Raw genomic sequence first — 22,151 nt, 5'->3', positions numbered from 1 at the left:
CCCCGGGGGCGCACCATTGACTTCGAGCAATACCCGCCGCGATCGACGGCGCGGCCGGACGTACGGTCGCGGGTGCCGGCGGGCGGGGGCTTGCGCTATACTGCGCGGCCTTCGGTCGGACCGGTTCCGGCCATGTACCTGCACGGCCGCGCTGTTTTCAGCGCGGCCGTTGTTCCTGATGCGCCCGCAGGCGCCGAAGAGAGGCACGACGATGACCGCACTGGTAGGCGTGATCATGGGCTCCAAGTCCGACTGGTCCACCTTGAGCCACACCGCAGACATGCTGGAAAAGCTCGGCATTCCGCACGAAGTCACCGTGGTGTCAGCGCACCGCACCCCCGATCTGCTCTTTCAGTACGCCGAACAGGCCGAAGGGCGTGGCCTGCGCGTGATCATTGCGGGCGCCGGCGGCGCCGCCCATTTGCCCGGCATGTGCGCGGCCAAAACCCATCTGCCCGTGCTCGGCGTGCCCGTGCAGTCCTCGATGCTCTCGGGCGTGGATTCGCTACTGTCCATCGTGCAGATGCCCGCAGGTGTGCCGGTCGCTACCCTGGCCATCGGCAAGGCAGGCGCGATCAACGCCGCACTGCTCTCGGCCAGCATCCTTGGCCATGAGTTCCCCGAGTATCACGCCGCGCTGAAGAAATTCCGCGACGAACAGACTCAAACCGTGCTCGACAACCCGGACCCGAGGGACGCGTAAATGAAGATTGGCGTGATCGGTGGCGGCCAACTGGGCCGTATGCTGGCCCTGGCGGGGACGCCGCTGGGCATGAACTTCGCCTTCCTCGATCCGGCACCGGATGCCTGTGCTGCCGCCCTGGGCGAGCACCTGCGTGCCGACTACAGCGACCAGGACCACCTGCGCCAGCTGGCCGACGAGGTCGATCTGGTGACCTTCGAGTTCGAGAGTGTGCCAGCGGAGACCGTTGCGTTTCTCTCGCAGTTCGTCCCGGTCTACCCGAGCGCCGAAGCGCTGCGTATCGCCCGTGATCGCTGGTTCGAGAAGTCCATGTTCAAGGATCTCGGCATCCCGACGCCCGAGTTTGCCGATATCCAATCCCAGGCCGATCTCGACGCCGCGGCGGCCAGCGTCGGCCTGCCGGCGGTGCTCAAGACGCGCACCTTGGGCTATGACGGCAAGGGCCAGAAGGTCCTGCGCAAGCCGAGCGATGTCGCCAATGCCTTCGCCGAGTTGGGCAGCGTACCCTGCATTCTCGAAGGTTTCGTGCCGTTCACCGGGGAAGTCTCGTTGATCGCCGTGCGTAGCCGCGATGGCGAGGTCTGTTTCTATCCGCTGGTTCACAACACCCACGAAGAAGGCATCTTGCGGTTGTCGGTCGCCAGCAGCAATCACCCACTGCAATCGCTGGCTGAGGACTACGCCGGGCGCGTGCTGACCAAGCTGGATTATGTCGGTGTGCTGGCTTTCGAGTTCTTCGAGGTCGACGGCGGGCTCAAGGCGAACGAGATCGCGCCGCGCGTGCACAATTCCGGGCACTGGACCATCGAGGGCGCCGAATGCAGCCAGTTCGAGAATCACCTGCGCGCCGTGGCCGGTCTGCCGCTGGGCTCGACGGCCAAGGTCGGCGAGAGCGCCATGCTCAACTTCATCGGTGAAGTGCCTGCCGTGGAGAGTGTCATCGCTGTCGAGGACTGCCATCTGCATCATTACGGCAAAGCGTTCAAGGTCGGTCGCAAGGTCGGCCATGCCACGCTGCGCTGCCCCGACCGTGCCACGCTGGACCGGCAGATTACCGCGGTCGAATCGCTGATCAGCCGCGACTGAGCTCCGGCCGTCCGGCTTGATGTGATCGCCGGCGAACTGGCTGGCTCGCCTCAGGTCCGAGAATACGTAACACATTTTTTCGGACCTGAGGAGATCGCCAAATGGGCATCATTGGAACCATCATCATCGGCCTGATCGTCGGCCTCATCGCACGTTTCCTGAAGCCAGGCAACGACAGCATGGGTTGGATCATGACCATCCTGCTGGGTATCGGCGGTTCGCTGCTGGCTACCTATGGCGGCCAGGCGCTCGGTCTCTATGAGGCGGGTGAGGGAGCAGGCTTTATCGGCGCCGTGGTCGGTGCGATCATTCTGCTGGTGATTTACGGCATGGTTACCAGCCGTAAGCACTGATCCGCTCGGGGCCGTGCCTGGCGGCCCCGTTTTCCTACCGTTCGGTTGCCATGCGCCAGATATTTCTCTTCCTGCTGCTGTGCTGTGTCTCCTTCGTCCAAGCCGCTCCGGCGGAACTCGACTGGCTCGAGCTGATGCCTGCCGAGGACCGCAAGGCGCTGGAAGAAATGCCGGAGATCGAGCACAACTCCCCTGAAGCCGGTGGTTACAGCGATCAAGGCGGGCTCAAGCAAGGGAGCGGCCTGCCGGCGGTGATGTATTCGGCCAAGACCGTGCCGTCATTGAATGGCAAGCAGGTGCGTCTCGGCGGCTATCCCGTACCGCTTGAAACCGACAGCAAGGGCCGCAGCACTGAGTTCTTTTTGGTGCCTTATCCCGGCGCCTGCATTCACGTTCCGCCGCCACCGCCGAACCAGATCGTCATGGTTCGCTATCCGAACGGGATTACCCTGGAAGATATCTATGCACCGCTCTGGGTTGACGGCACGCTCGCGATCGAACCGGTGAGCAATGATCTGGCCGATGCGGCGTATGTGATATCGGCGGCCGAGGTGACGCTGGTGGACGAAAGTGACCTCTAAGTCGAAACGCAGTCCGATTCCCCTCGATCAGACCGAGCGTGAGGCTTTCCGCGCGCTCGCAGCCCGGACCGAAGGCATTGACGTGTCGGTCTATCAGAAATTCGATAAGGACCCGTTGGAGCCGATCATCGGCCTCGGTCGGGCGGACGCGCCCATCGCCTTCTTCGGCCGGGATCCGGGACGCGAGGAGGTTCGCTATGGCGAGCCCTTCATCGGTGGCGGTGGTCAACTGGTACGGCGTTCGCTCTACCGGCATCTGCACGGCGAAGACATGCCGGATTTCGAGGCGAGCCGGGCGGTCGGTGCGGGCTTTTTCTGGATCAATACGGTGCCCTACAAACCACTGGGCAATCGCGCCTGGTCGATGGCGGTCAAGCGTCGTTTTCATCCGCTGATGCGCCGGGTGCTGATCGACAACTGGCGCGGTCGCGACATCGTCACGCTCGGGCGCGAAGCCTTTCTCTGGTTCGGCTTGGAACAGCCGCGCGAGGTGCGCCGGCAGCTCGAAGAGTTCTGGCAGCGTGAAGACCGTTTCACGGCCTGTTTCGATATTGAGCTGGCAACGGAACAGGGCACTACGCGAGCGTTTCGTCTGCATCCGCTTCCACATCCCTCGCCGCGCAACCGTGCCTGGTTCGAACGCTTTCCGTCGCTGCTGGAGACACGTCTGCAGCAACTGCTCGATTGAGCGCGTCAGCCTTCGCTGCCATGACGGCGCATGAAGCGGCGATCGATATAATCCTTCCAGCGGCCCAGTAACCGACCTTCGGCCGCCAGGCTGCCCCAGCTCAGCAGCGCCCCTCCGCGACCGTCGGCCAACAGGGCGAGGCTGTGCGTTGGTGGATGGTAATGACGCAGCGGCTGGCCGATGGCTGCTCGGCCAAGGTTGGTGGCGAGTACAGCCGCCTGGCGCACCGCGTGAACACCGTTGTGGAGGGCGCCGGGAAGACTGGCGCAATCTCCGCTGGCGAAAACGTGCGGATGAGAGCGGCTTTGCAATGCTGGCGAGACATCAATGAAGCCGCGTGCATCCAGCCGCAAGCCGGATTCGCGCACCCACTCCAGCGGGCTGGGTCCGGTTGCGACGACCAGACGTCGGCCCCGCCAGCGGATCTGGCCGTCGCCGATCAGGGTGTTGCCATGCACCGCCTGGATCGGAGTGTTTTCATGGACTTGTACCTTGGCGTGCTGCAGATGCCTCAGCGCGAGACGGCGCAGGCGTGGCGGATGCCCGGTAAGCAGCTGGCCATCGGAGAACAGCTCGATGGACGGGGCTCGTCCGGCCATCGCCAGCGCCAGTTCGACGCCTGCCGCGCCGCCGCCGACAATCGCCAGCGGCTCAGGGATTTCCTGCCATTGTTGCCAGCGCCGGATGAAGTCGGCGAACGGCTTCACCGAGAGCAACTCCATACCGTCTCCGGATTGCTCCGGTAGGCAGGGCAGGGAGCCCAAGTTCAGTGACAGCCAGGTGCTGCGCAACGTCTCGCCAGTCGCCAGGAGCAGCTCGGGGGTTTCCGGAAGTAGCGCAACCATCGTGCCCTGGAAGAACTCGACTTCGGCCGCTGCGCAGAGTTTGGGTAGCGCGATCCGGCATTGGCGTGCCTGGTAATGCTCGGCGATGAGGCCGGGCATCATGCCCGAGTACCAGGCATGGGGATCGGCCGAGATCAGGCCGATCCGGCCCACGGGGCGTTCACGGCTGGCCCATTGGCGCAGCGCGCCGAGGTGGCTATGACCAGCGCCAGCAAGCAGCAGGTCGAAGTCAGTATTCATGGCGCATCAGAGCAAGGCTGATGCGGATGAGGAACAGGGTTGGCTAGGGCTCGTGTGGCGCAGCGCAGCATCCATGACATCGAGATAACCTCCAGAGCATCGCAACTGACCGGCAGGCTGCATCAGTCGCCGCCTGGCGGTTGCCAGGGCGGTGAAGGGATGCTCGTTGCAGTATAGATTCAATGCGGCTGGACGCTTGAATCTTGGCTATCGAGGTGGGCGTCGGTTCGGCCTCAGAGCGTTTCGACGTCGATCGAGACACTCAGAGAATGAGTGGCGCCGGGGGCCAGTCGGACCATGTCGTCCAGCACGTTTGCCGTCTCGATGCAAAGCATCCGCTGCCAGGCATCGTCGGCGAACTGTGACAGGCGCTGCGCCTTGGCGACCCATGGGTTCCACAGCACGGCCGAGCGGGAGCCGCGGGTCTTCAGGATAATCCGGCGGTTGAGTCCCGGATCACGCAGGCACAGCGTCGGCGGCAGCTCGAGGTAGATACGGTCGGTCTCGCCATCGAAGGCGAGATCACCCTGCTGCTGGCGTTGCTGCCAGGCGTCCAGGGTTTCGATATAGGGGCAGCCGTCCAGCCCTTCCACCGAGACCTGATGGATGTCGCTGATGGTGAAATAGCTGTGCATTGCCTGGGACAGCGCGATCTCTGCCTGACCACGGTTGTGGCTGGTCAGCGTCAGGTGCAGCCCTTTATGGTCCAGGCGAATCTGCAGCTTCAAGTCCACCGCGTGAGGCCAGCCAGCCAGGCTGCCAGCTTCGTTGCAGGCGAATTCCAGCGTGGCGCCGTCGGCGTCGCTGCACGAATCTTTCAGCAGCCAGTCGATGTTGCGCACCAACCCGTGCGCCGGAGCCGGTTGGCTGTCCCGGTAGGCGTCCTGGATCGGTTGCGGATTGCGGATCAGATCGCCGAACCAAGGCCAGCATACCGGGATCCCGCCGCGCACCGCCTGGCCGCGTTCGAATGACGCCTCTTCGCTGAGCCAGATGACCGGCGACGCATCGCCCTGACGGTAGCTGAGCACCTGCGCGCCCTGTTCGGCGACGATCAGTTCGGCGGCACCGTTGCGGATGCGCCAGCAGGGCAGTTGGTCCATTTCGATGCGCTGAATGTCGGCGGGCATGGCAGTCTCGTTGGCAAATGCTGGGTTGTTCTGACCTTGTTCGCGCCAGAGGATTCCGCACCGGCCGGTTTCGGCTGATCGGGCTGCGGGACGGACTCGATCACTGTCGGAAGTAGGGTCGAGCCGTCGGGTCTCGGTAGCGGGGGCTCAGCGTCCCTGGCAGGCATCCACGCGCAACCATCGCTCCAGCAGTTTGAAACCCTGCATCAGGATGAAAGCGATGATCAGATAGATCAGGCCCGCAGTGAGGAACATTTCTTCGTGCATATAGGTGCGCGCCGCGATTTTGCGTGCCATGCCGGTCAGTTCGAGCAGGGTGATGGTGCTCGCCAAGGCGCTGGCCTTGAGCATCAGAATGACTTCGTTGCTGTAGGCCGGCAGACCGATGCGCGCCGCGCGCGGCAGGATGATGTGCCACATCGCCTGGCTACGCGACATGCCCAGCGCACGCGCCGCTTCGATTTCCCCCGGCGGCACATTCTGGATCGCGCCGCGGATGATTTCGGCGATATAGGCGGCGGTATGCAGCGTCATGGTGATGATCGCGCACCAGTACGGATCGCGCAGGAACGGCCAAAGCGCGCTTTGGCGAACCACCTCGAACTGCGCCATGCCGTAATAGACCAGGAACAGCTGCACCAGCAGCGGTGTACCGCGGAAGAAAAAGATATAGCCGTAGGGCAGGGCGCGCACCGCCAGGATGCGTGAGGAACGGGCGATGCCCAGCGGCAGCGCGAGGATCAGCCCAGCGACGACCGAAGCGCCGACCAGTTGCAGGGTCAGCCAGGCGCCGTCGAGGAAGCTTGGCAGCCACTTGATGAACAGTTCCCAGCTCATGCGGTGCTCCTGGCGAAGCCGCGACCGGCGCGTTTTTCGAGGAAGTACATACCGCTCATGGCGATAACGGTCAGGCCAAGGTAGATGAAGGCGGCGACGACGAAGAAGGTGAAGGGCTCCTTGCTGGCGGTCACGGCGATTTGCGAACTGCGCATGATCTCGTCCAGGCCAATCACCGAAACCAGCGCGGTGTCCTTCATCAGGATCATGAACAGGTTGCCCAGGCCGGGCAGGGCCAAGCGCCACATCTGCGGCAGGATCAGCCGCAGGAATATCCGCGGCTTGCCCAGGCCCAGGGCCAATCCGGCTTCGCGATGGCCCTTGGGAATAGCCAGCAACGCGCCGCGAAAGACTTCGGTGGCATAAGCGCCGAAGCACAGGCCGAGGGCGATGGTGCCGGCGGTAAACGGGCTCAGGGCAAGATTCTCGATACCGAATATCTCACCGATGCCACGCACCAGGCCGATGGTGCCGAAATAGATCAACAGCACCCAGAGCAGTTCTGGTACGCCGCGCACGATGGTCGAATAGGTGCCGCCTATCCAGCGCAGGGCGGCGAACGGAGAAGTCTTGGCAAGTGCGCCAAGCAGGCCGAGCACGAGGCCCAGGGCCAGCGCCGCGAGGGCCAGTTGAATGGTCATCCAGGTCCCGGCGAGCAGCGCGGGACCGAATCCATGAAGGTCGGGGATCATATGGGCTCAAACACCAAAGCCCGGCCGACCAGATTGGCGACCGGGCCTTGATTCAGACGGATCAGTAGATATCGAAAGGGAAGTACTTCGCGTTGATCTTCTCGTAGGTGCCGTCGGCTCTGATTTCAGCCAGTGCCTTGTTCAGCTTCTCGCGCAGCTCATCGTTGCCCTTGCGCACGGCGATAGCGATCTTGTCGTTATCGAACACCGGCTCACCCTTGAATTCGAAGTCCTTGCCGGCGTCGCTCTTGAGCCATTCCCACTGCACGAAGGAGTCGGCGAGGATGCCATCGACGCGGCCGGAAGCCAGATCGAGGTAGGCATTCTCTTGGGTGTCGTAGAGCTTGATGTCGACCACGCCATCCATGTTGTCTTCCAGCCAGGTGCCAGCGATGGTGGCACGCTGCGCTCCGATGGTTTTGCCCTTCAGATATCCCTCGTCAGTCTTGAAGTCGACCGATTTGGGCGCCACGAACTGCAGCTTGTTGGTGTAGTAGTGGTCGGTGAAATCGACGGCATTCTTACGCTCCTCTGTGACCGACATGGACGCGGCGAGGAAGTCGAATTTGCCGGCGTTCAGCGCCGGAATGATGCCGTCCCAGTCGGAGGTGACCACTTCGCACTCGACTTCCATCTTGGCGCAGAGTGCGTGGGCGATATCCAGGTCGAAGCCGACCACCTGGCCGCTGGCGTCGATCAGGTTGAAGGGAGGATAGGCGCCCTCAGTACCGATGCGCAGCTTGTCGGCGGCAAAGGCGTTGGCGCCGAGCATCAGGGTGGCGGCGGCAGTCAGCAGAATTTTCTTATAGCTTTTCATGCGATGTGTTGCTCCATTAGCGATGGCTGGACATGAACTGTTTACAGCGTGCCGATTGGGGGTTGTCGAACACCTGCTCCGGCGTTCCTTGCTCTTCGACCAGGCCCTGATGAAGAAAAACCACCTCACTGGAGACCTGTTTGGCGAAATTCATTTCATGGGTAACGAGCAGCATGGTACGACCCTCATCGGCCAGTGACCGGATTACTGCAAGCACTTCTTGTACCATTTCCGGATCGAGCGCCGAGGTCGGCTCGTCGAACAGGATGACCTTGGGTTGCATCGCCAAGGTGCGTGCGATGGCCGCGCGCTGCTGCTGACCGCCGGATAGCTGATTGGGGTAGACATGGCGCTTATCGGCGATGCCCACCTTGGCCAGCAAGGCCTCGGCGCTTTCGGTGGCTTCAGCCTTGCTCAGGCCGAGCACGCGTCGTGGCGCCTCTATGATGTTGTCCAGCACGCTCATGTGCGGCCAGAGATTGAAATTCTGGAACACGAAGCCGAGCTTGCTGCGCATCAGGTTGATCTGCTTGGCGTCGGCTGCCACCAGGTCGCCGTCTTTGGCGCGTTTGAGGCGCAGCTGCTCGCCAGCGACGAGAATCTCGCCCTCGTTGGGGTTCTCCAGCAGATTGATGCAGCGCAGAAATGTGGATTTTCCGGAGCCGGACGAGCCGAGGATGGAAATCACATCGCCGTCGCGCGCGGTCAGCGAGATGCCTTTGAGTACTTCCAGATCGCCGTAGCGCTTGTGCAGGTTGCGGATTTCCAGTGCTGGGATGGCCTCAGCCATTGAGCTTCCTCTTCTCGGACCAGGGCGTTGCGTGGTCCTTTTCTGTGTAAATTGCGCTCCGGCCGACTGCTCGCCCTCCTGGCGAGGCGCAAACCTAGCATGGGCGGGGGCATGCGCCAAGCGCGGCACCATACCAAGCTTCGTGACCGGTTGGTCACCGATGGTTGGCCTCGTTAATCGGTCTTCTATATATAGATGAATTTAGCGCCATTGCCCGAAACCCGGAGCGAAACGCGGACAAACGACGCGACCGCTTGCGCAGAGTCGCGGTCGCTCCTCATGGCTGATCGGGTTTGGGCAGATCGGTTTCGCCGCTCAGCATCTCGTCGTGTTCGTTCATTTTCCACGGCAGGCTTCCCGGCGATATATGCAGGAAGTGCAGGTACTTTTCGAACTGGTCGAGGATGTCGCTGATGATGTCCTGCTGGTCATAGCCGTAAATGTCATAGTGCTGCCCGCCGCGGCGCAGGAAAACCTCGGCGCGATAGTACTGCTCATCAGTATCCGGCCCTTCGGAAAGGGCGAAGGCGGGCATGGCGTAGCCCACCATGCGGATTTCGTAGATGAAATCTACCTGGGCTTCCTTGAGCACTTCCAGGTAGACGCGGGAGTTGGCTTCGTCCGTATGCACCTCGGCGTTCCACTCTTGGCCGCTGAGTTCGCGCTGCACACGGCGCATGGCCTTGAGCACGGTGCTGCTCATGAAGTCTTCGACCTGCTCGCGGTCTGGGAAGCTGACCATGCCGGCAAGGCGCTTCTTCCACAGACCCGGCCCGGCGTTGCTGGCCAGGCGGCTGCTTTGCATGTGGTTCTGCAGGCTGGTTTCGTGATGCCCTTCGATCACCAGCGCGCGCCACATGCCCAGCGCGGAGATCAGCATGATGATGGCGAACGGCAACGCACTGGCGATGGTCATGGTCTGCAGCGCGCTAAGGCCACCGGCGAGCAAAAGCGCGGCCGCCACCAGCCCCTCCGTACTGGCCCAGAACACGCGTTGCCAGACCGGCGTATGGCTCGCGCCGCCGGCTGCCAGCGAGTCGATCACCAGCGAGCCGGAGTCCGACGAGGTGACGAAGAAGGTGACGATAAGCAGCACCGCCAGGAACGAGGTGATAGCGCTCATCGGGAGCAGTTCGAACAATTTGAACAGCGCAATGGCGTTATCGGCCTGCACATCGGCGATCAGCGAGGTGTAGCCCTCGACCATGATCAGATGCAGCGCGGTGTCGCCGAACACCGAAAACCACAGAAAGGTAAAGATCGTCGGCACGAACATCACGCCGAAGACGAATTGCCGAATCGTCCGGCCGCGGCTGATCTTGGCGATGAACAGGCCCACGAACGGCGACCAGGCGATTGTCCAGCCGAAGATGAACAGGGTCCAGTTGCCGATCCAGTCGCTGCGCGAATAGGCCTGCAGATTGAAGGTACGCTCGATGATGTTGTTCAGGTAGCTGCCTGTGTTCTGCAAAAAGGTTTCGAGAATGAAGATGGTCGGGCCGGCCAGAAACACGAACAGCATCAGCGCGATCGCGAGAATCATGTTCAGCAGCGAGAGATTCTTCACGCCCTTGTCGAGGCCGGCGACCACCGAGCAGATCGCCATGGCGGTGATGACGGCGATGGCGGTGATCTGGACCCCGATACTCACCGGAATGTCCGGCCACAGATAGTTGATCCCGGCGTTGATCTGGGTGACCGACAACCCGAGCGTCGTGGCGATGCCGAACAGCGTACCGAGAATGGCGAAGACATCCACCACGTGACCGATTGGCCCGTAGATGCGTTCGCCAATGATCGGATAGAGCGCCGAGCGCATGGACAGCGGCAGTCCGTGGCGAAAGGAAAAATACGCCAGCACCAGGCCGGTCAGGCCGTAGATCGCCCAGATATGAAAGCCCCAGTGGAAGAAGGCGATCTGCATCGCCTGCTTGGCTGAGTCGACCGTTTCCGCTGCACCGGCCGGCGGCGAGGCGTAATGCAGCACCGGCTCGGCCACGCCGAAGAACAACAGGGCGATGCCGTAGCCGGCAGAAAACAGCATGGCGAACCAGGCGGGGAAGCTGTATTGCGGTTCCGCGTGGTCAGGTCCGAGCTTGATGCTGCCCCAGGGTGTCATCGCGATACCGACGATAAACACCAGAAAGAACGCCACCGACAGCATGTAGAACCAGCCGAAGTTAGTGGTGATGAACGCCAGCGTAGAGCTGAATACCTTGCCGGCCAGGTCCGGATTGCTGATGGTACCGAGCACCAGCAGCAGCGTTACGGCGACGGCAGGAATGAACACCGGGAAAAGGATGATGGCTTTGGGTAGCTTCTTCTTCTCTGCATCCATGTGTGTTCGGGCCTCTGGTTGGCGAGTGGAACGGAAAACGCTTTGGCTCTCCAAGCGCGATGGCAATCAGGAAGGTAGACGGCCATTTGCGACGAAATACTCACCAGCATTGCCGTGTGGACGTCCGTTGCTCAAGAGACTGGTCGGACTTCAAACGGGCATGGGGGCTCCACGGCGGGGGCAGCGCGACTTGGCGTGGGTTGGTTGAGCGGTCGCTCAGAAGGCCGGCTCCAGTTGGTAACGGCGCAAGATGCTCGGCACCGTACCGTCGGCGATCGCCTCGTCCAATGCATGCTCGAACGCCATGAACTGGGTCTCGCTCACCGTCTTGCGCGACAGCCCGATACCGTAGGTGATCGGGCCCATTTCGCCCGCCTCTCGCAGTCCATCGAGGTGTTCGTCTTCGATCAGGTGCCAGGCCACATCCTGATTGAGCACCGCCAGCCCTTCCTTGCCGAAGCGTCCGGACTGCAGCATGCGCAACAGGCGCCGGTTGTCGGCAGTCAGGTGGAAGTCCACGTCAGGTACGGCCTTGAGGCGTTCGGAGAGGACATAGGAGGTTCCCGAAGGGCCATAAACACCAACCCGTCGGCCGGCCATATCGCTTGGTTGATGGAACACGAAGGTACTGTCATCACGGGCGAAGACGCTGTAGTGAGAAGTCACCAGCATCCGGGTGATGTGGAATATCTGTTGCCGTTGGGGCGAGCGTACCAGTGTGAAGATGCCATCCGCCTGGCCCTGCTCGGCGAGCCGCAGCGCTCGCCGCCAGGGATACAGGGTGATCGTGCAGTCCTGCTGCAAACGTACGCAGACCGTTTGCACCACCTCCACCAGAGGGCCACCCGCATCGACGCCGGCATCCGTGCTGAGCGGGGCGTCAGCGGGGTAGGTAAATGGGGGGAAGTCTTCGGTGACGAAGCGCCACTGCGCTGCGCTGACCTGCGCGGCGCCGAGTAGTAACCAGATCGTTAGAATCGAGAGAACCCTACGCACAGCTTGGCTCCTTGCATTGCGTTAAGCCTTCCTTAGCGGGCGATAGTCAGGGCGGTATGGCGGTCGTCGCCGTACGCTGGTATCAGCCTAGCCCAGAATTAAGTCAGGGCGGCTAAAACGACCTAAGACTTAACGAGCCGGTTTTCCGGTCGTCTGGAGCAGTGGGCGCAACCAGGCGGGTTTTCCCCTCGGGGGCAGCGATAGGCCGAAAGCCCCCGCGCTGACCAGCAGCATCCAGAGAATCGCGCCGAATCCCCTGCCTTGTACAGCCACTAGCAGTGCCAGTGCTGCCCGCCAGAGACGAGGCTGCCAACAGCTTCCGGGTCCTCTGGCCGGCCGGGCGAGGGGGAGTCAGCGGGTCGATCGCCTTGCGGTGCACCATCTGGCAGAGCGCTAGCAGGGCGAACGCGATCGAACGCCAGCCCTGAAGCGAGCAGTTCAGGCACGCTTATTCCCCTCGCGTAAGGCTTGTGTCGCCGGTTGCGGTGCGGACTCGGCCTGGCGGATGCGCCTCGCCGCCAGCAGACCAACGCCGGCGAGGGCCAGCAGCATCAGGTCCATGCCAGCGACGGCCGCATGTCCAGCGGACAGGATGCGCAACAGATGGTCGTCAGTGATAAGGCAGTTCAGCAACACCGCACTTACCGCCAGTCCGGCGACCAGTTGCAGCTGCCTGCGCCATACCCGCGCCGGATACAGCACGGCGTGAGCCAGCGCCAGCAACCAGCACAAATAGAACGCCCAACCTTCCAGAGCCGCAGCGCACAACTTGGAGCGCGCCGCATGACTGGATGCGTCGCCATGGATCGTGAAGAGCGCTGTAAAAACGCAGTAGAAAACAAAAAGGCCCACCGCATGGGTGAGCCTTTTCGTTCGGATTAGTGGTGCCCAGGGACGGAATCGAACCGCCGACACGGGGATTTTCAATCCCCTGCTCTACCGACTGAGCTACCTGGGCAACGGGGCGCTATTAGACGGATTTGGCTTTTGCCTGTCAAGCGCGACCAGGAAAATATTTAGCCAGAACGGGCGTTTAGCGTTGTGCTGGACCTTTTGCAGCGATCTTGGCGCCGCGGGCGGCTTGCGCGGGGCGAGCAGGGCGCGGTGCCTTGCTCGCTCTGGACGCGGCGGATCATTCGCTCGGCGGTACGTAACCCTCGGCCTGGGCGTAATCCTCTCCGGAGAAGAACTTGTCCATCTCGGCTTGCAGGAACTTGCGATCCTCGGCGTTCATCATGTTCAACCGGCGCTCATTGATCAGCATGGTCTGGTGCTTCTGCCAGTCGTCCCAGGCCTTCTTCGACACGTTGTTGTAGATGTCTTCGCCCTTCGGGCCCGGATACGGCGGGCGATCGAGGCCGGGCAGTTGTTCTTTGTACTTGCGGCAGTTCACGGTGCGGGTCATGACATCTCTCCTGCGTTCAATTCGGCGGCGGCGCGCTTGAGCAGCGTCTTCACCGGGGCGGCGAGCCCCAGTCGCGGCGGGGTGGCGAGGTTATACCAGAGCCAGTCAGGCTCGGCCACGGCATCGCCCTCGGGCTTGACTCTGATCAGCCACGGCTCGATCGCCAGCTGGAAATGGCTGAACGTGTGAGTCAGGCCCGGCAGCTCGCGGCGCTGCTGCAGTTGCAGTGCATGCCGTGCGGCGAGCGGGTCAAGCGCGGCCAGATCATCCAGTTCCGGCAGGCTCCAGAGTCCGCCCCATAGTCCGGTGGGTGGACGGCGATAAAGCAGGATGGCGCCTTCATGGTTGGCCAGCAGCGGCATCAGGGTGCGCTTCTGCGGCAATGCCTTGCGTGGTTTGGGCACTGGGAAATCGGTTTCGCGGCCGAGCAGATGGGCTCGGCAGCCGCTCTTTAACGGGCAGAGCAGACAGCTGGGCTTGCTGCGGGTGCAGAGCGTCGCGCCGAGATCCATCATCGCCTGGGTGTAGTGATTGACACGCGCTTGCGGGGTCATGCGTTCGGCCACGTCCCACAGCTGTCTGGCGACTTTCGGCTCTCCGGGATAACCGTCCTGCGCGACGTAGCGAGCCAATACGCGCTTGACGTTGCCGTCGAGTATCGGGGCGCGCAAACCCATGCTCAGACTGGCGATAGCGCCGGCGGTGGAGCGGCCGATGCCGGGTAGCTCGGCGAGCTGATCGACGCATTGCGGAAATTCGCCGCCGTGCTCGGTGACGATCAGCTTGGCGGTCTTGTGCAGGTTGCGCGCGCGGCTGTAATAGCCCAGGCCGGTCCACAGGTGCAGCACTTCGTCTTCGGTGGCGTCGGCCAGGGCTTCGACCGTTGGCAGGGTGGCCATGAAACGGTCGAAGTAGCCGAGCACGGTGCTGACTTGGGTCTGTTGCAGCATGATCTCCGAGACCCAGACCCGGTAGGGCGTGATGCCCTGCTGCCAGGGCAGATCTTTACGCCCGTGGCGGTCGTACCAGTCGAGCACGGCGGTGCCGAACTGCTCCGGGCTCATGGGGTGGTCAATCATCGGTTGAACAGGCCTTTAAGTGCGTCTTTCAATTCAGGACTGACCTTGTCGCCAAGCTTCTCTTCGATTTTTTCGTTGAGCTTTTCTCCGGCGAGCCTGGCGGCGATCTTGCCGAGGCCGTCCTTATCGAAGCGGCACGCCTTGGCGCCTAGTTCCAGCGGGCCGCGGCAGCGCAGTGGCCATTCGAGGCCGACATAGCGCTCATTGACTGCGCAGGCCGGGTCGGGCATCGCACCTTTGTCGCCTTCGACGACGATACCGACGCGGTAGTCCATGCCCAGCACACGAAGGTCGATGTCGCCGTTGCCGTTGACCGTCAAACCGGGAATGCTGGCCTTCAGGTCCGGGTTGCTGGCGATGCCGTTGTGCAGGTTCAGACTGCCCTTCAATTGGCGGAACGGGGTGTCCTTGCTACGCGGGTCGCTGGAGAGGGGTTTGCGGTTGAGGGTGGCGATGGCGTGGCAGAGTTGCTGCTCGAGGTTGGCATCGACGAGGATGCCATTGTCGACGATGAAGCCGATGTTGCCGTTGAGATTGTCGATCCAGGCCTTCTGGCTGTTGCCCTGGCTGCGAAGGTCGCTGTCCAGGTTGAGCAGGCCCTTGATGATGACCTTTTCATCCTGGCTTTGCAGCAGGCGCTCGACCGGAACGCGGGCGAGGCGGGTCTGGGCGGTTATCAGTGGTACCTCTGGTCGCACGTCGAGGCTGGCCGAGGCTTCCATGCGGCCGTTGTAGATGCCGCCGCGCAGCTCCTGCAGCGTCAGCAGACCGCCAGCGCTGCGTGCCTTGAGCGCGAAACCGTCGAATGGCAGGTTCATTGCGGTGAGGCTGCCGATATCCAGGTTGATCCGGGTGTCCAGGCTGCGCAGTGTGCCGATCGGCAGTACCTGCGCTTCGCTCCAGGCTTGCTGGGTCGGTTTGTCAGGCAGAGGCGTGGTGCCGCTGCCGATTGCCGCGGCTTCGGTGGCTTCCACTTCGCTCTGGCGAGTCGCGCCAGCTGCATCGTCCTTGCCTGGCGGCGGCAGGTAATGATCGAGGTTCAGCTGGTCGCCCTTGAGGTCGACGCGCAGTGCCTGCTTGGCGAAATCGCTGATGCCAACCTGGCCGGTAAAGGTGCTGCCGTCCAGCTTCAGGTCGAGTTCTTCAAAGGTCAGGCTGTTCGAAGTCCCGGCCAGGCGAGTGACCAGTTCGGCTTTGCTCAATGCCTTGTTGTCGGCCATGGTCGGAAGCTGCTGGCCGATGCTGTCGAGAAATTCGCGCAGGTTGAATTGGGCGATGGACAGGGTGCCGGCGATCTTCGGCTGCTCCCGCAGATCGCGCGCTTTCAGCTCACCAAGACCACGCAGCTGGTTGGCGGTGAACTTGAGGCTGGTCCACTCGGCAACGTTGGCCGCCAGGTCGGCCAGCAGCTGGCCTTGAGCGCTGAAGGAGAGAGTCTTGCCTTGCAGCGGCTCGCCGGAAGCCTCCCCGCTCAGGCGCAGGTCTTCGAGCTGATAGCGTTGGAGTTTGGTATCGAAGCGCAGCGCGCCTTGCAGTTCGGTACGCGCACGCATCACCGGCTTGTTGCTGCCGAAGAAGGCGTTGAGTTTGACCGGAATCGAGGTGGCTTCGCGAATGGCGCCCGTGCTCAGCTCGATGCCCTCGGCACTGAATTGCTGGCCACTTTTCGCGTCGTGGTAGGACACTCGGGCATCGCTGATGGTCAGGCTATCGATATCGAGTCGCAGGGGTTGCCTGCGATTGTCGGTTTTCTGCTCGTCAGTCGAGGTTTCGGCCGGTTCCGCTGGTGGCGTGTCGCCAGGCTGTGTTTCGCTGGCAACCGGTTGGCCCACGCCTTCCCAGTTGCCCTTGCCGTTTTCGTCGCGGCTCAGGGTCAGGTTGAGGCCGTTGAGCGTGATATCGCTCATCTGCACTTCACGGCTGAACAGCGGGAGCACTCGGACCGAGAGGCCAAGCATGCGCAGGTCGGCGAAAGGCTGTTGTGGAGTCCGGACGCTGGCCAGGGTGGTGTCGTGTAGCTCCAGGCCGAGCCAGGGGAACAGGCTCCAGCCGATGTCGCCGGCGATATTCAGCTCGAGTCCGGCCTTGTCGCGGGCAAGTTCGCGAATTTCGTCCTTGTAATCATTGGGATCGAACAGGTGGGTCAGGGCAAAGCCCAATGCGACGATGAGCAGCAGCAACCCGAGGATTACCAGGCCCAGGATCTTGCCGAGCGCTTTCATGGACAGGTCCTTTGTGTTTGGCATTCAAAAGCAGCGAGTATAGCGCTGCGAACCATGGCTTTCGTCGCAGCTGGCGTTGGAGTGGTTACAGGCGCCGGGGTTCCTGGCCGGCTGCGCAGGCGCAGGCGCAGGCAGCGGTCCAGCCATAACTAGCTGGGGTCTAGTGGCAGATGTGTCCGTGCGGCCAGCGCCTGGGCTTCGAGGTGCGCCGGCGGCGCTACGAGATGCAGCTCGTTCGAGGCTTCGGCAGCCAGGCGCCGGCACTCGTCCAGGATCCGTTTGCCAACGCCACGACGGCGGGTGACCTTGCGGACGCATAGATGCGAGAGGCGCCAGTGCGGAGCGCCCCGCTGCAACAGGGCCGCGCCGAGCAGGCGATCATTGAAGCGGCCGGCGATCAGGCTACGGTTGGCCAGTCCCGCCTCGATCAGAGCTGTGGCATCCGCATAAGGCGCCAGCAGCCAATCCGGGGCGTCGGCATAGATTTTCGCGAGATCGATGCGATCCTGCTGGCTGGGCTCGGTTACGGTTTCGACGAATACGGGCATGTTGACCTGGTGCGCTGTGTGGTTGCGGCAAGCATAACTGCGCCGGCTTGCCAGCGCACGGTGGCGGTGCGCCGTGTTCCGATGTGCTGGATCCTCGGGCGATCTGCTTTTGGGGCCATCGGTAAGGACCCTGAGGCTTTAGCACCACCAGACGAGATGTTTCGACGATCGCCCGTCCGGCTTCCCGCTAGCCGTATTGTGAGCCGCCGGGGCGCGTATCCCCGCAGGCGGGTTTGCGCCTATAATGCCGATCTTTTTAGCCCCACGATCAGCGGAGCTGTCGATGTCCGAACGTACGGCATGCGTAGAGCGCAACACCCTGGAAACCCAGGTCAAGGCCACCATTAACCTCGATGGCACCGGCAAGGCCCGTTTCGCCATTGGTGTGCCCTTTCTGGAACACATGCTCGACCAGATCGCCCGCCATGGGCTCATCGATCTGGATATCGAGTGCAAGGGCGATCTGCACATCGATGACCACCATACTGTCGAGGACGTCGGCATCACCCTCGGCCAGGCCTTTGCCAAGGCGGTCGGCGACAAGAAGGGCATGACCCGCTACGGACATGCTTACGTGCCGCTGGATGAGGCGCTGTCGCGCGTGGTGATCGACTTCTCCGGGCGTCCGGGCCTGCAGATGCACGTCCCTTACACCCGCGCCACCGTCGGCGGTTTCGATGTCGATCTGTTTCAGGAATTCTTTCAGGGCTTCGTCAATCACGCGCTGGTCACCCTGCATATCGACAATCTGCGCGGGCACAACACCCATCACCAGATCGAAACCGTGTTCAAGGCCTTCGGCCGCGCGCTGCGCATGGCGGTGACGCTGGATGAGCGGATGGCCGGGCAGATGCCGTCAACCAAGGGTTGCCTGTAATGCAGACCGTCGCCGTCATCGATTACGGCATGGGTAACCTGCACTCGGTTGCCAAGGCGCTCGAGCACGTCGGTGCTGGCCGAGTGTTGATCACCAGCGATGCGCAAGTCATCCGCGAAGCCGATCGGGTGGTGTTCCCCGGCGTCGGCGCGATCCGCGACTGCATGGCCGAGATTCGCCGCCTGGGTTTCGACGAGCTGGTGCGCGAAGTCAGCGTCGATCGCCCGTTCCTGGGCATCTGCGTCGGCATGCAGGCGCTGATGGAGCGTAGCGAGGAGAACGGTGGTGTCGATTGCATCGGCCTGTTTCCTGGCCAGGTGCGCTTCTTCGGCAAGGATATGCAAGAGGGCGGCGAGCGCCTGAAAGTGCCGCACATGGGCTGGAACGAGGTGGAGCAGGCGATTGCCCATCCGCTCTGGCACAACATTCCCGCCGATGGCCGCTTCTATTTCGTGCACAGCTATTACATCGAAGCGGGAAATCCAAGACAGGTGGTCGGTCGCGGCCACTACGGCAAGGATTTCGCCGCCGCGTTGGCCGACGGCTCGCGCTTCGCCGTGCAGTTCCACCCTGAGAAGAGCCACACCCACGGCCTGCAGCTGCTGCAGAACTTCGCCGCCTGGGACGGCCGCTGGTAATGAGTCGGGCAAAGCTCAAAGCGCCGATCCTGACGCTGGATTCTGTGCAGGAGCAGGCCGCACAGCAGATCATAAAGCGCTTTCTGGAAGATCGTTTCGAGCTGGAGCTCGGCTCTTTCGAAGCGCAGGAAGTGCTTGATCTGTTTGCTCGCGAGATTGCTCCGCTCTATTACAACAAGGCGATTTTCGATGTGCAAACACACCTTAAAGAAAGGTTTGAAAGCATCGAAAGCGACTTGTGGGCGCTCGAGAAGAGCTGACCTTAACCGATATCCGATTTGAACAGGTTCGAGCCATGCTGATTATTCCCGCCATCGATCTCAAGGACGGCGCCTGCGTGCGTCTGCGTCAGGGGCTTATGGACGACGCTACGGTGTTCTCCGACGACCCGGTGGCCATGGCCGCCAAGTGGGTCGAGGCCGGTTGCCGTCGTCTGCATCTGGTCGATCTCAACGGTGCCTTCGAGGGGCAGCCGGTCAACGGTGAAGTGGTCACGGCGATCGCCAAGCGTTATCCGGACCTACCGATCCAGATCGGGGGCGGCATTCGTACCCTGGAAACCATAGAACACTACGTACGCGCCGGCGTCAGCTACGTGATCATCGGCACCAAGGCGGTCAAGCAGCCGGAGTTCGTCACTGAGGCCTGCCGCGCCTTCCCGGGCAAGGTGATCGTCGGCCTGGACGCCAAGGACGGGTTTGTCGCCACCGATGGCTGGGCAGAGGTCAGCAGCGTGCAGGCCGTAGATCTGGCGCGTCGTTTCGAGGCCGATGGCGTTTCGGCAATCGTCTACACCGATATCGCCAAAGACGGCATGATGCAGGGCTGCAACGTCGAGGCGACGGTGGCCCTGGCCAACGCCAGCCGTATTCCGGTGATCGCCTCCGGCGGTATCCACAACATCGGCGATATCCAGAAGCTGCTCGATACCAATACCCCCGGCGTCATCGGTGCCATCACCGGTCGTGCGATTTACGAGGGCACGCTGGACGTGGCCGAGGCGCAGGCGCTTTGCGATCTCAAATTTAAAGACGAATAAAAAGTCGTGAGCTGAAGCCGGAAGCAGCTCGACCGGCTTCCAGCTTCTGGCTCAAGGCTTCAAGCTCTTTTCGGAGAAAAGCATGGCCCTCGCCAAACGCATCATTCCCTGCCTCGACGTGGACAATGGCCGCGTGGTCAAAGGCGTCCAGTTCGAGAACATCCGCGATGCCGGTGATCCGGTGGAAATCGCCCGTCGCTACGACGAGCAGGGCGCCGACGAAATCACTTTCCTCGATATCACGGCCAGCGTCGACAACCGCGACACTACGCTGCACACGGTAGAGCGCATGGCCAGCCAGGTGTTCATCCCGCTGACCGTCGGCGGCGGCGTGCGCAGCGTGCAAGACATCCGCAACCTGCTCAATGCCGGTGCCGACAAGGTCTCGATCAACACCGCCGCCGTCTTTACCCCCGAATTCGTTGGCGAAGCCGCCGAGCGCTTCGGCTCGCAGTGCATCGTGGTCGCCATCGACGCGAAAAAGGTATCCAAACCTGGCGAAACGCCGCGCTGGGAAATCTTCACCCATGGTGGCCGCAAACCCACCGGGCTCGACGCCGTAGTCTGGGCGCAGAAAATGGAAGCGCTGGGCGCCGGGGAGATTCTCTTGACCAGCATGGACCAGGACGGCGTCAAGAGCGGCTATGACCTCGGCGTGACCCGCGCCATCAGTGAGGCCGTGCACATCCCGGTGATCGCATCCGGTGGCGTCGGCAACCTGCAGCACCTGGCCGACGGCATCATCGAGGGCAAGGCTGACGCGGTGCTGGCGGCCAGCATCTTCCACTTCGGTGAATACACGGTGCCAGAAGCCAAAGCCTACATGGCCAGTTGTGGCATCGTGATGCGTTGACCGGGCGCCGCGCCAGTCAACCAGGAGCACAGCCGCGAACATGCCGCGGCTGCCGCTTCGTCAGGGAGTCACATCATGTTCAAAACCCTGCTTCTTGCGTTGGACGTCAGCTCTCGCTGATCGCTGGCGCCGTGCAGTCGGCACCAGAGCCGCTAAAGCTGCTCACCGAGAACTTTCCGCCGCTACAACATGGCAGTCGATGGCAAGAACTTCGCGCGTGACGAAAACATCACCGCGATTGCCACCGATATCACTCTCGGAACGTTTAGGCGCACCGGCGTCATTACACGCTAGACACCATCAGCGGCCGCAATCTGTAGCGGTTTGCCTTGCTGCAGCTCCGGTCGACGTGCCGAATCGCAGCGTTTATAGCGCTGCGATGCTCTATTTCGGAACGCCACGCTCGCGTTTCTCTGCTTGCCGGCCGGTATTTCCCTCCCGTTGATCCGTCAGGCAATTGCCTGGCTGTGAATGATGGCAATATGATTCCCTGGATCTGTGCGGTTTTTCACATTGCGGTGGTCGCTGCGCTGCGTCTGGTTCACAAGTTGCTAAACATAATCGAACGAGGTCCGCATGGAGTCTGCTCGGCAGGGCCAGCGCGGTGTCGTATGGGATGTTCGCTGACGTGGGGGAAGGATCGATGAGACGAATTCTAATGGCCGGGCTGTTGCTGTTGATGGCGACTTCGGCCAGGGCCGCACTGCCTGATGACTACAAGCTGGTGTTGCTGACAGAAAACTTTCCGCCATTCAACATGGCGGCGGACGGCAAGAACTACGCTGCAGATCGCAACATCAGTGGAATCAACGCCGAGATCGTGCGCGAAATGTTCAAGCGTGCCGGGATCGCTTACAGCCTGACGCTGCGTTTCCCCTGGGAGCGTATCTACAATCAAGCGCTGGAGCATCCGGACCAGGGCCTGTTTTCCACCACCTACACGCCCGAGCGTGAGCCGTTGTTCAAATGGGTCGGTCCGCTAGCCAGTACCGGCTGGGTATTGCTGGCTCCGGCCGGCAGCCCGATGCGGCTGAGTTCGCTTGACCAGGCGCAGCAGTACCGGATCGGCGCATACAAGAACGATGCGGTCAGCCAGCATTTGGAAAGCCAGGGTTTCGAGCCGATCAATTCACTGCGCGACCAGGAAAACATCGGCAAGCTGCTCAAGGGGCAGATAGACCTATGGGCGACAACCGACCCCGTCGGGCCCTACCTGGCCAAGCAGGAAGGGGTAAGCGGATTGACCACGGTGCTGCGCTTCAACGACGCGCAGCTGTTCCTTGCGCTGAACAAGCAGACGCCAGATGAAGTCGTAACGCGATTGCAGAAAGCGCTGAACGAAATGAAGAGTGACGGCGCTATAGACGCCATCATGCGTCGTTACCTGTGATTCA

The 22,151-nt window shown here is 62.1% G+C and carries 24 protein-coding genes, 1 tRNA gene and 1 pseudogene; 12 read left to right on the top strand and 14 right to left on the bottom strand.

Translation table 11 applies throughout. From position 1 onward, the window contains the following. The first annotated feature begins 211 nt into the window (after positions 1 to 211). The 5 genes from purE (at position 212) to MCB86_RS14265 (ending at position 3,411) form a co-directional block, all read left to right on the top strand. On the top strand, positions 212 to 703 hold the full coding sequence (gene purE, locus MCB86_RS14285) for a 5-(carboxyamino)imidazole ribonucleotide mutase (RefSeq protein WP_045164133.1): 492 nt from the start codon (positions 212 to 214) through the stop codon (positions 701 to 703). Next, positions 704 to 1,789 (top strand): 5-(carboxyamino)imidazole ribonucleotide synthase, encoded by a 1,086-nt coding sequence (locus MCB86_RS14280; protein WP_045164132.1) that lies wholly within the window; start codon positions 704 to 706, stop codon positions 1,787 to 1,789. 101 nt (positions 1,790 to 1,890) lie between these two features. After that, positions 1,891 to 2,142 carry a GlsB/YeaQ/YmgE family stress response membrane protein gene (locus MCB86_RS14275; protein ID WP_025243550.1) on the top strand — a complete coding sequence of 84 codons (252 nt, stop codon included), beginning with the start codon at positions 1,891 to 1,893 and terminating at the stop codon, positions 2,140 to 2,142. A gap of 50 nt (positions 2,143 to 2,192) precedes the next feature. Further along, a complete protein-coding gene (locus MCB86_RS14270; RefSeq protein ID WP_239611293.1) occupies positions 2,193 to 2,723 on the top strand; it encodes a DUF3299 domain-containing protein in 531 nt (176 codons plus the stop codon). A 16-nt stretch (positions 2,724 to 2,739) separates the two neighbouring features. Further along, positions 2,740 to 3,411: a uracil-DNA glycosylase family protein gene (locus MCB86_RS14265; RefSeq protein WP_239611598.1), complete on the top strand. Its 672-nt coding sequence runs from the start codon at positions 2,740 to 2,742 to the stop codon at positions 3,409 to 3,411. 5 nt (positions 3,412 to 3,416) lie between these two features. Here MCB86_RS14265 and MCB86_RS14260 read toward each other — a convergent pair whose 3' ends face one another. From MCB86_RS14260 to panM, 14 genes are all read right to left on the bottom strand, one after another. Continuing rightward, positions 3,417 to 4,496, bottom strand: coding sequence for an FAD-dependent oxidoreductase (locus MCB86_RS14260; RefSeq protein ID WP_239611292.1), 1,080 nt, complete (start codon positions 4,494 to 4,496; stop codon positions 3,417 to 3,419). A gap of 233 nt (positions 4,497 to 4,729) precedes the next feature. Next, positions 4,730 to 5,626 (bottom strand): D-hexose-6-phosphate mutarotase, encoded by an 897-nt coding sequence (locus tag MCB86_RS14255; protein ID WP_239611291.1) that lies wholly within the window; start codon positions 5,624 to 5,626, stop codon positions 4,730 to 4,732. A gap of 147 nt (positions 5,627 to 5,773) precedes the next feature. Continuing rightward, entirely contained in the window at positions 5,774 to 6,463 is a 690-nt protein-coding gene (locus MCB86_RS14250) for an ABC transporter permease (RefSeq protein WP_045164128.1), read from the bottom strand. After that, on the bottom strand, positions 6,460 to 7,155 hold the full coding sequence (locus MCB86_RS14245; protein ID WP_045164127.1) for an ABC transporter permease subunit: 696 nt from the start codon (positions 7,153 to 7,155) through the stop codon (positions 6,460 to 6,462). Before MCB86_RS14245 ends, MCB86_RS14250 begins: the two co-directional genes overlap by 4 nt. A 61-nt stretch (positions 7,156 to 7,216) precedes the next feature. After that, positions 7,217 to 7,972 carry an ABC transporter substrate-binding protein gene (locus MCB86_RS14240; protein ID WP_045164126.1) on the bottom strand — a complete coding sequence of 252 codons (756 nt, stop codon included), beginning with the start codon at positions 7,970 to 7,972 and terminating at the stop codon, positions 7,217 to 7,219. Between the two features lie 16 nt (positions 7,973 to 7,988). Beyond that, entirely contained in the window at positions 7,989 to 8,762 is a 774-nt protein-coding gene (locus MCB86_RS14235) for an ABC transporter ATP-binding protein (protein WP_045164125.1), read from the bottom strand. Positions 8,763 to 9,039: 277 nt separating this feature from the next. Continuing rightward, positions 9,040 to 11,100 (bottom strand): BCCT family transporter, encoded by a 2,061-nt coding sequence (locus tag MCB86_RS14230; protein ID WP_045164124.1) that lies wholly within the window; start codon positions 11,098 to 11,100, stop codon positions 9,040 to 9,042. Positions 11,101 to 11,316: 216 nt separating this feature from the next. After that, the gene (locus MCB86_RS14225) at positions 11,317 to 12,096 is read right to left on the bottom strand and encodes a transporter substrate-binding domain-containing protein (RefSeq protein ID WP_239611290.1); all 780 of its coding nucleotides are present in this window, start codon (positions 12,094 to 12,096) and stop codon (positions 11,317 to 11,319) included. A gap of 438 nt (positions 12,097 to 12,534) precedes the next feature. Next, complete coding sequence (locus tag MCB86_RS14220; protein WP_239611289.1) at positions 12,535 to 12,864, bottom strand: hypothetical protein; 330 nt, start codon at positions 12,862 to 12,864, stop codon at positions 12,535 to 12,537. 114 nt (positions 12,865 to 12,978) lie between these two features. Continuing rightward, positions 12,979 to 13,054, bottom strand: a tRNA-Phe gene (locus tag MCB86_RS14215). Positions 13,055 to 13,228: 174 nt separating this feature from the next. Further along, a complete protein-coding gene (locus MCB86_RS14210) occupies positions 13,229 to 13,501 on the bottom strand; it encodes an oxidative damage protection protein (protein ID WP_045164120.1) in 273 nt (90 codons plus the stop codon). Continuing rightward, positions 13,498 to 14,565 (bottom strand): A/G-specific adenine glycosylase, encoded by a 1,068-nt coding sequence (mutY, locus tag MCB86_RS14205; protein WP_239611597.1) that lies wholly within the window; start codon positions 14,563 to 14,565, stop codon positions 13,498 to 13,500. The genes MCB86_RS14210 and mutY overlap by 4 nt, the downstream gene beginning before the upstream one ends. A gap of 11 nt (positions 14,566 to 14,576) precedes the next feature. Continuing rightward, positions 14,577 to 16,802 (bottom strand): AsmA family protein, encoded by a 2,226-nt coding sequence (locus MCB86_RS14200; protein WP_239611288.1) that lies wholly within the window; start codon positions 16,800 to 16,802, stop codon positions 14,577 to 14,579. Positions 16,803 to 16,951: 149 nt separating this feature from the next. Continuing rightward, positions 16,952 to 17,350: an aspartate 1-decarboxylase autocleavage activator PanM gene (panM, locus tag MCB86_RS14195; protein WP_045164118.1), complete on the bottom strand. Its 399-nt coding sequence runs from the start codon at positions 17,348 to 17,350 to the stop codon at positions 16,952 to 16,954. Positions 17,351 to 17,633: 283 nt separating this feature from the next. Between panM and hisB the strand changes: the two genes are divergently transcribed. From hisB to MCB86_RS14160, 7 genes and pseudogenes are all read left to right on the top strand, one after another. Continuing rightward, entirely contained in the window at positions 17,634 to 18,227 is a 594-nt protein-coding gene (hisB, locus tag MCB86_RS14190; protein ID WP_045164117.1) for an imidazoleglycerol-phosphate dehydratase HisB, read from the top strand. Beyond that, positions 18,227 to 18,865, top strand: coding sequence for an imidazole glycerol phosphate synthase subunit HisH (gene hisH / locus MCB86_RS14185; RefSeq protein ID WP_045164116.1), 639 nt, complete (start codon positions 18,227 to 18,229; stop codon positions 18,863 to 18,865). Before hisB ends, hisH begins: the two co-directional genes overlap by 1 nt. Continuing rightward, positions 18,865 to 19,125, top strand: coding sequence for a DUF2164 domain-containing protein (locus MCB86_RS14180; RefSeq protein ID WP_239611287.1), 261 nt, complete (start codon positions 18,865 to 18,867; stop codon positions 19,123 to 19,125). The genes hisH and MCB86_RS14180 overlap by 1 nt, the downstream gene beginning before the upstream one ends. Before the next feature lie 35 nt (positions 19,126 to 19,160). After that, positions 19,161 to 19,904 (top strand): 1-(5-phosphoribosyl)-5-[(5-phosphoribosylamino)methylideneamino]imidazole-4-carboxamide isomerase, encoded by a 744-nt coding sequence (hisA, locus tag MCB86_RS14175; RefSeq protein ID WP_045164380.1) that lies wholly within the window; start codon positions 19,161 to 19,163, stop codon positions 19,902 to 19,904. An 82-nt stretch (positions 19,905 to 19,986) separates the two neighbouring features. Continuing rightward, positions 19,987 to 20,757 carry an imidazole glycerol phosphate synthase subunit HisF gene (gene hisF / locus MCB86_RS14170; RefSeq protein ID WP_045164114.1) on the top strand — a complete coding sequence of 257 codons (771 nt, stop codon included), beginning with the start codon at positions 19,987 to 19,989 and terminating at the stop codon, positions 20,755 to 20,757. A gap of 75 nt (positions 20,758 to 20,832) precedes the next feature. Continuing rightward, positions 20,833 to 21,039, top strand: a pseudogene (locus MCB86_RS14165) (amino acid ABC transporter substrate-binding protein); the annotation flags it as partial. A gap of 361 nt (positions 21,040 to 21,400) precedes the next feature. Continuing rightward, entirely contained in the window at positions 21,401 to 22,147 is a 747-nt protein-coding gene (locus tag MCB86_RS14160; protein WP_045164379.1) for an ABC transporter substrate-binding protein, read from the top strand. Positions 22,148 to 22,151 lie beyond the last annotated feature (4 nt).

Source organism: Pseudomonas sp. KSR10, from assembly GCF_022355455.1.
Taxonomy (GTDB): domain Bacteria; phylum Pseudomonadota; class Gammaproteobacteria; order Pseudomonadales; family Pseudomonadaceae; genus Stutzerimonas; species Stutzerimonas stutzeri_E.
This window is presented reverse-complemented; position numbering and strand designations above follow the sequence as displayed.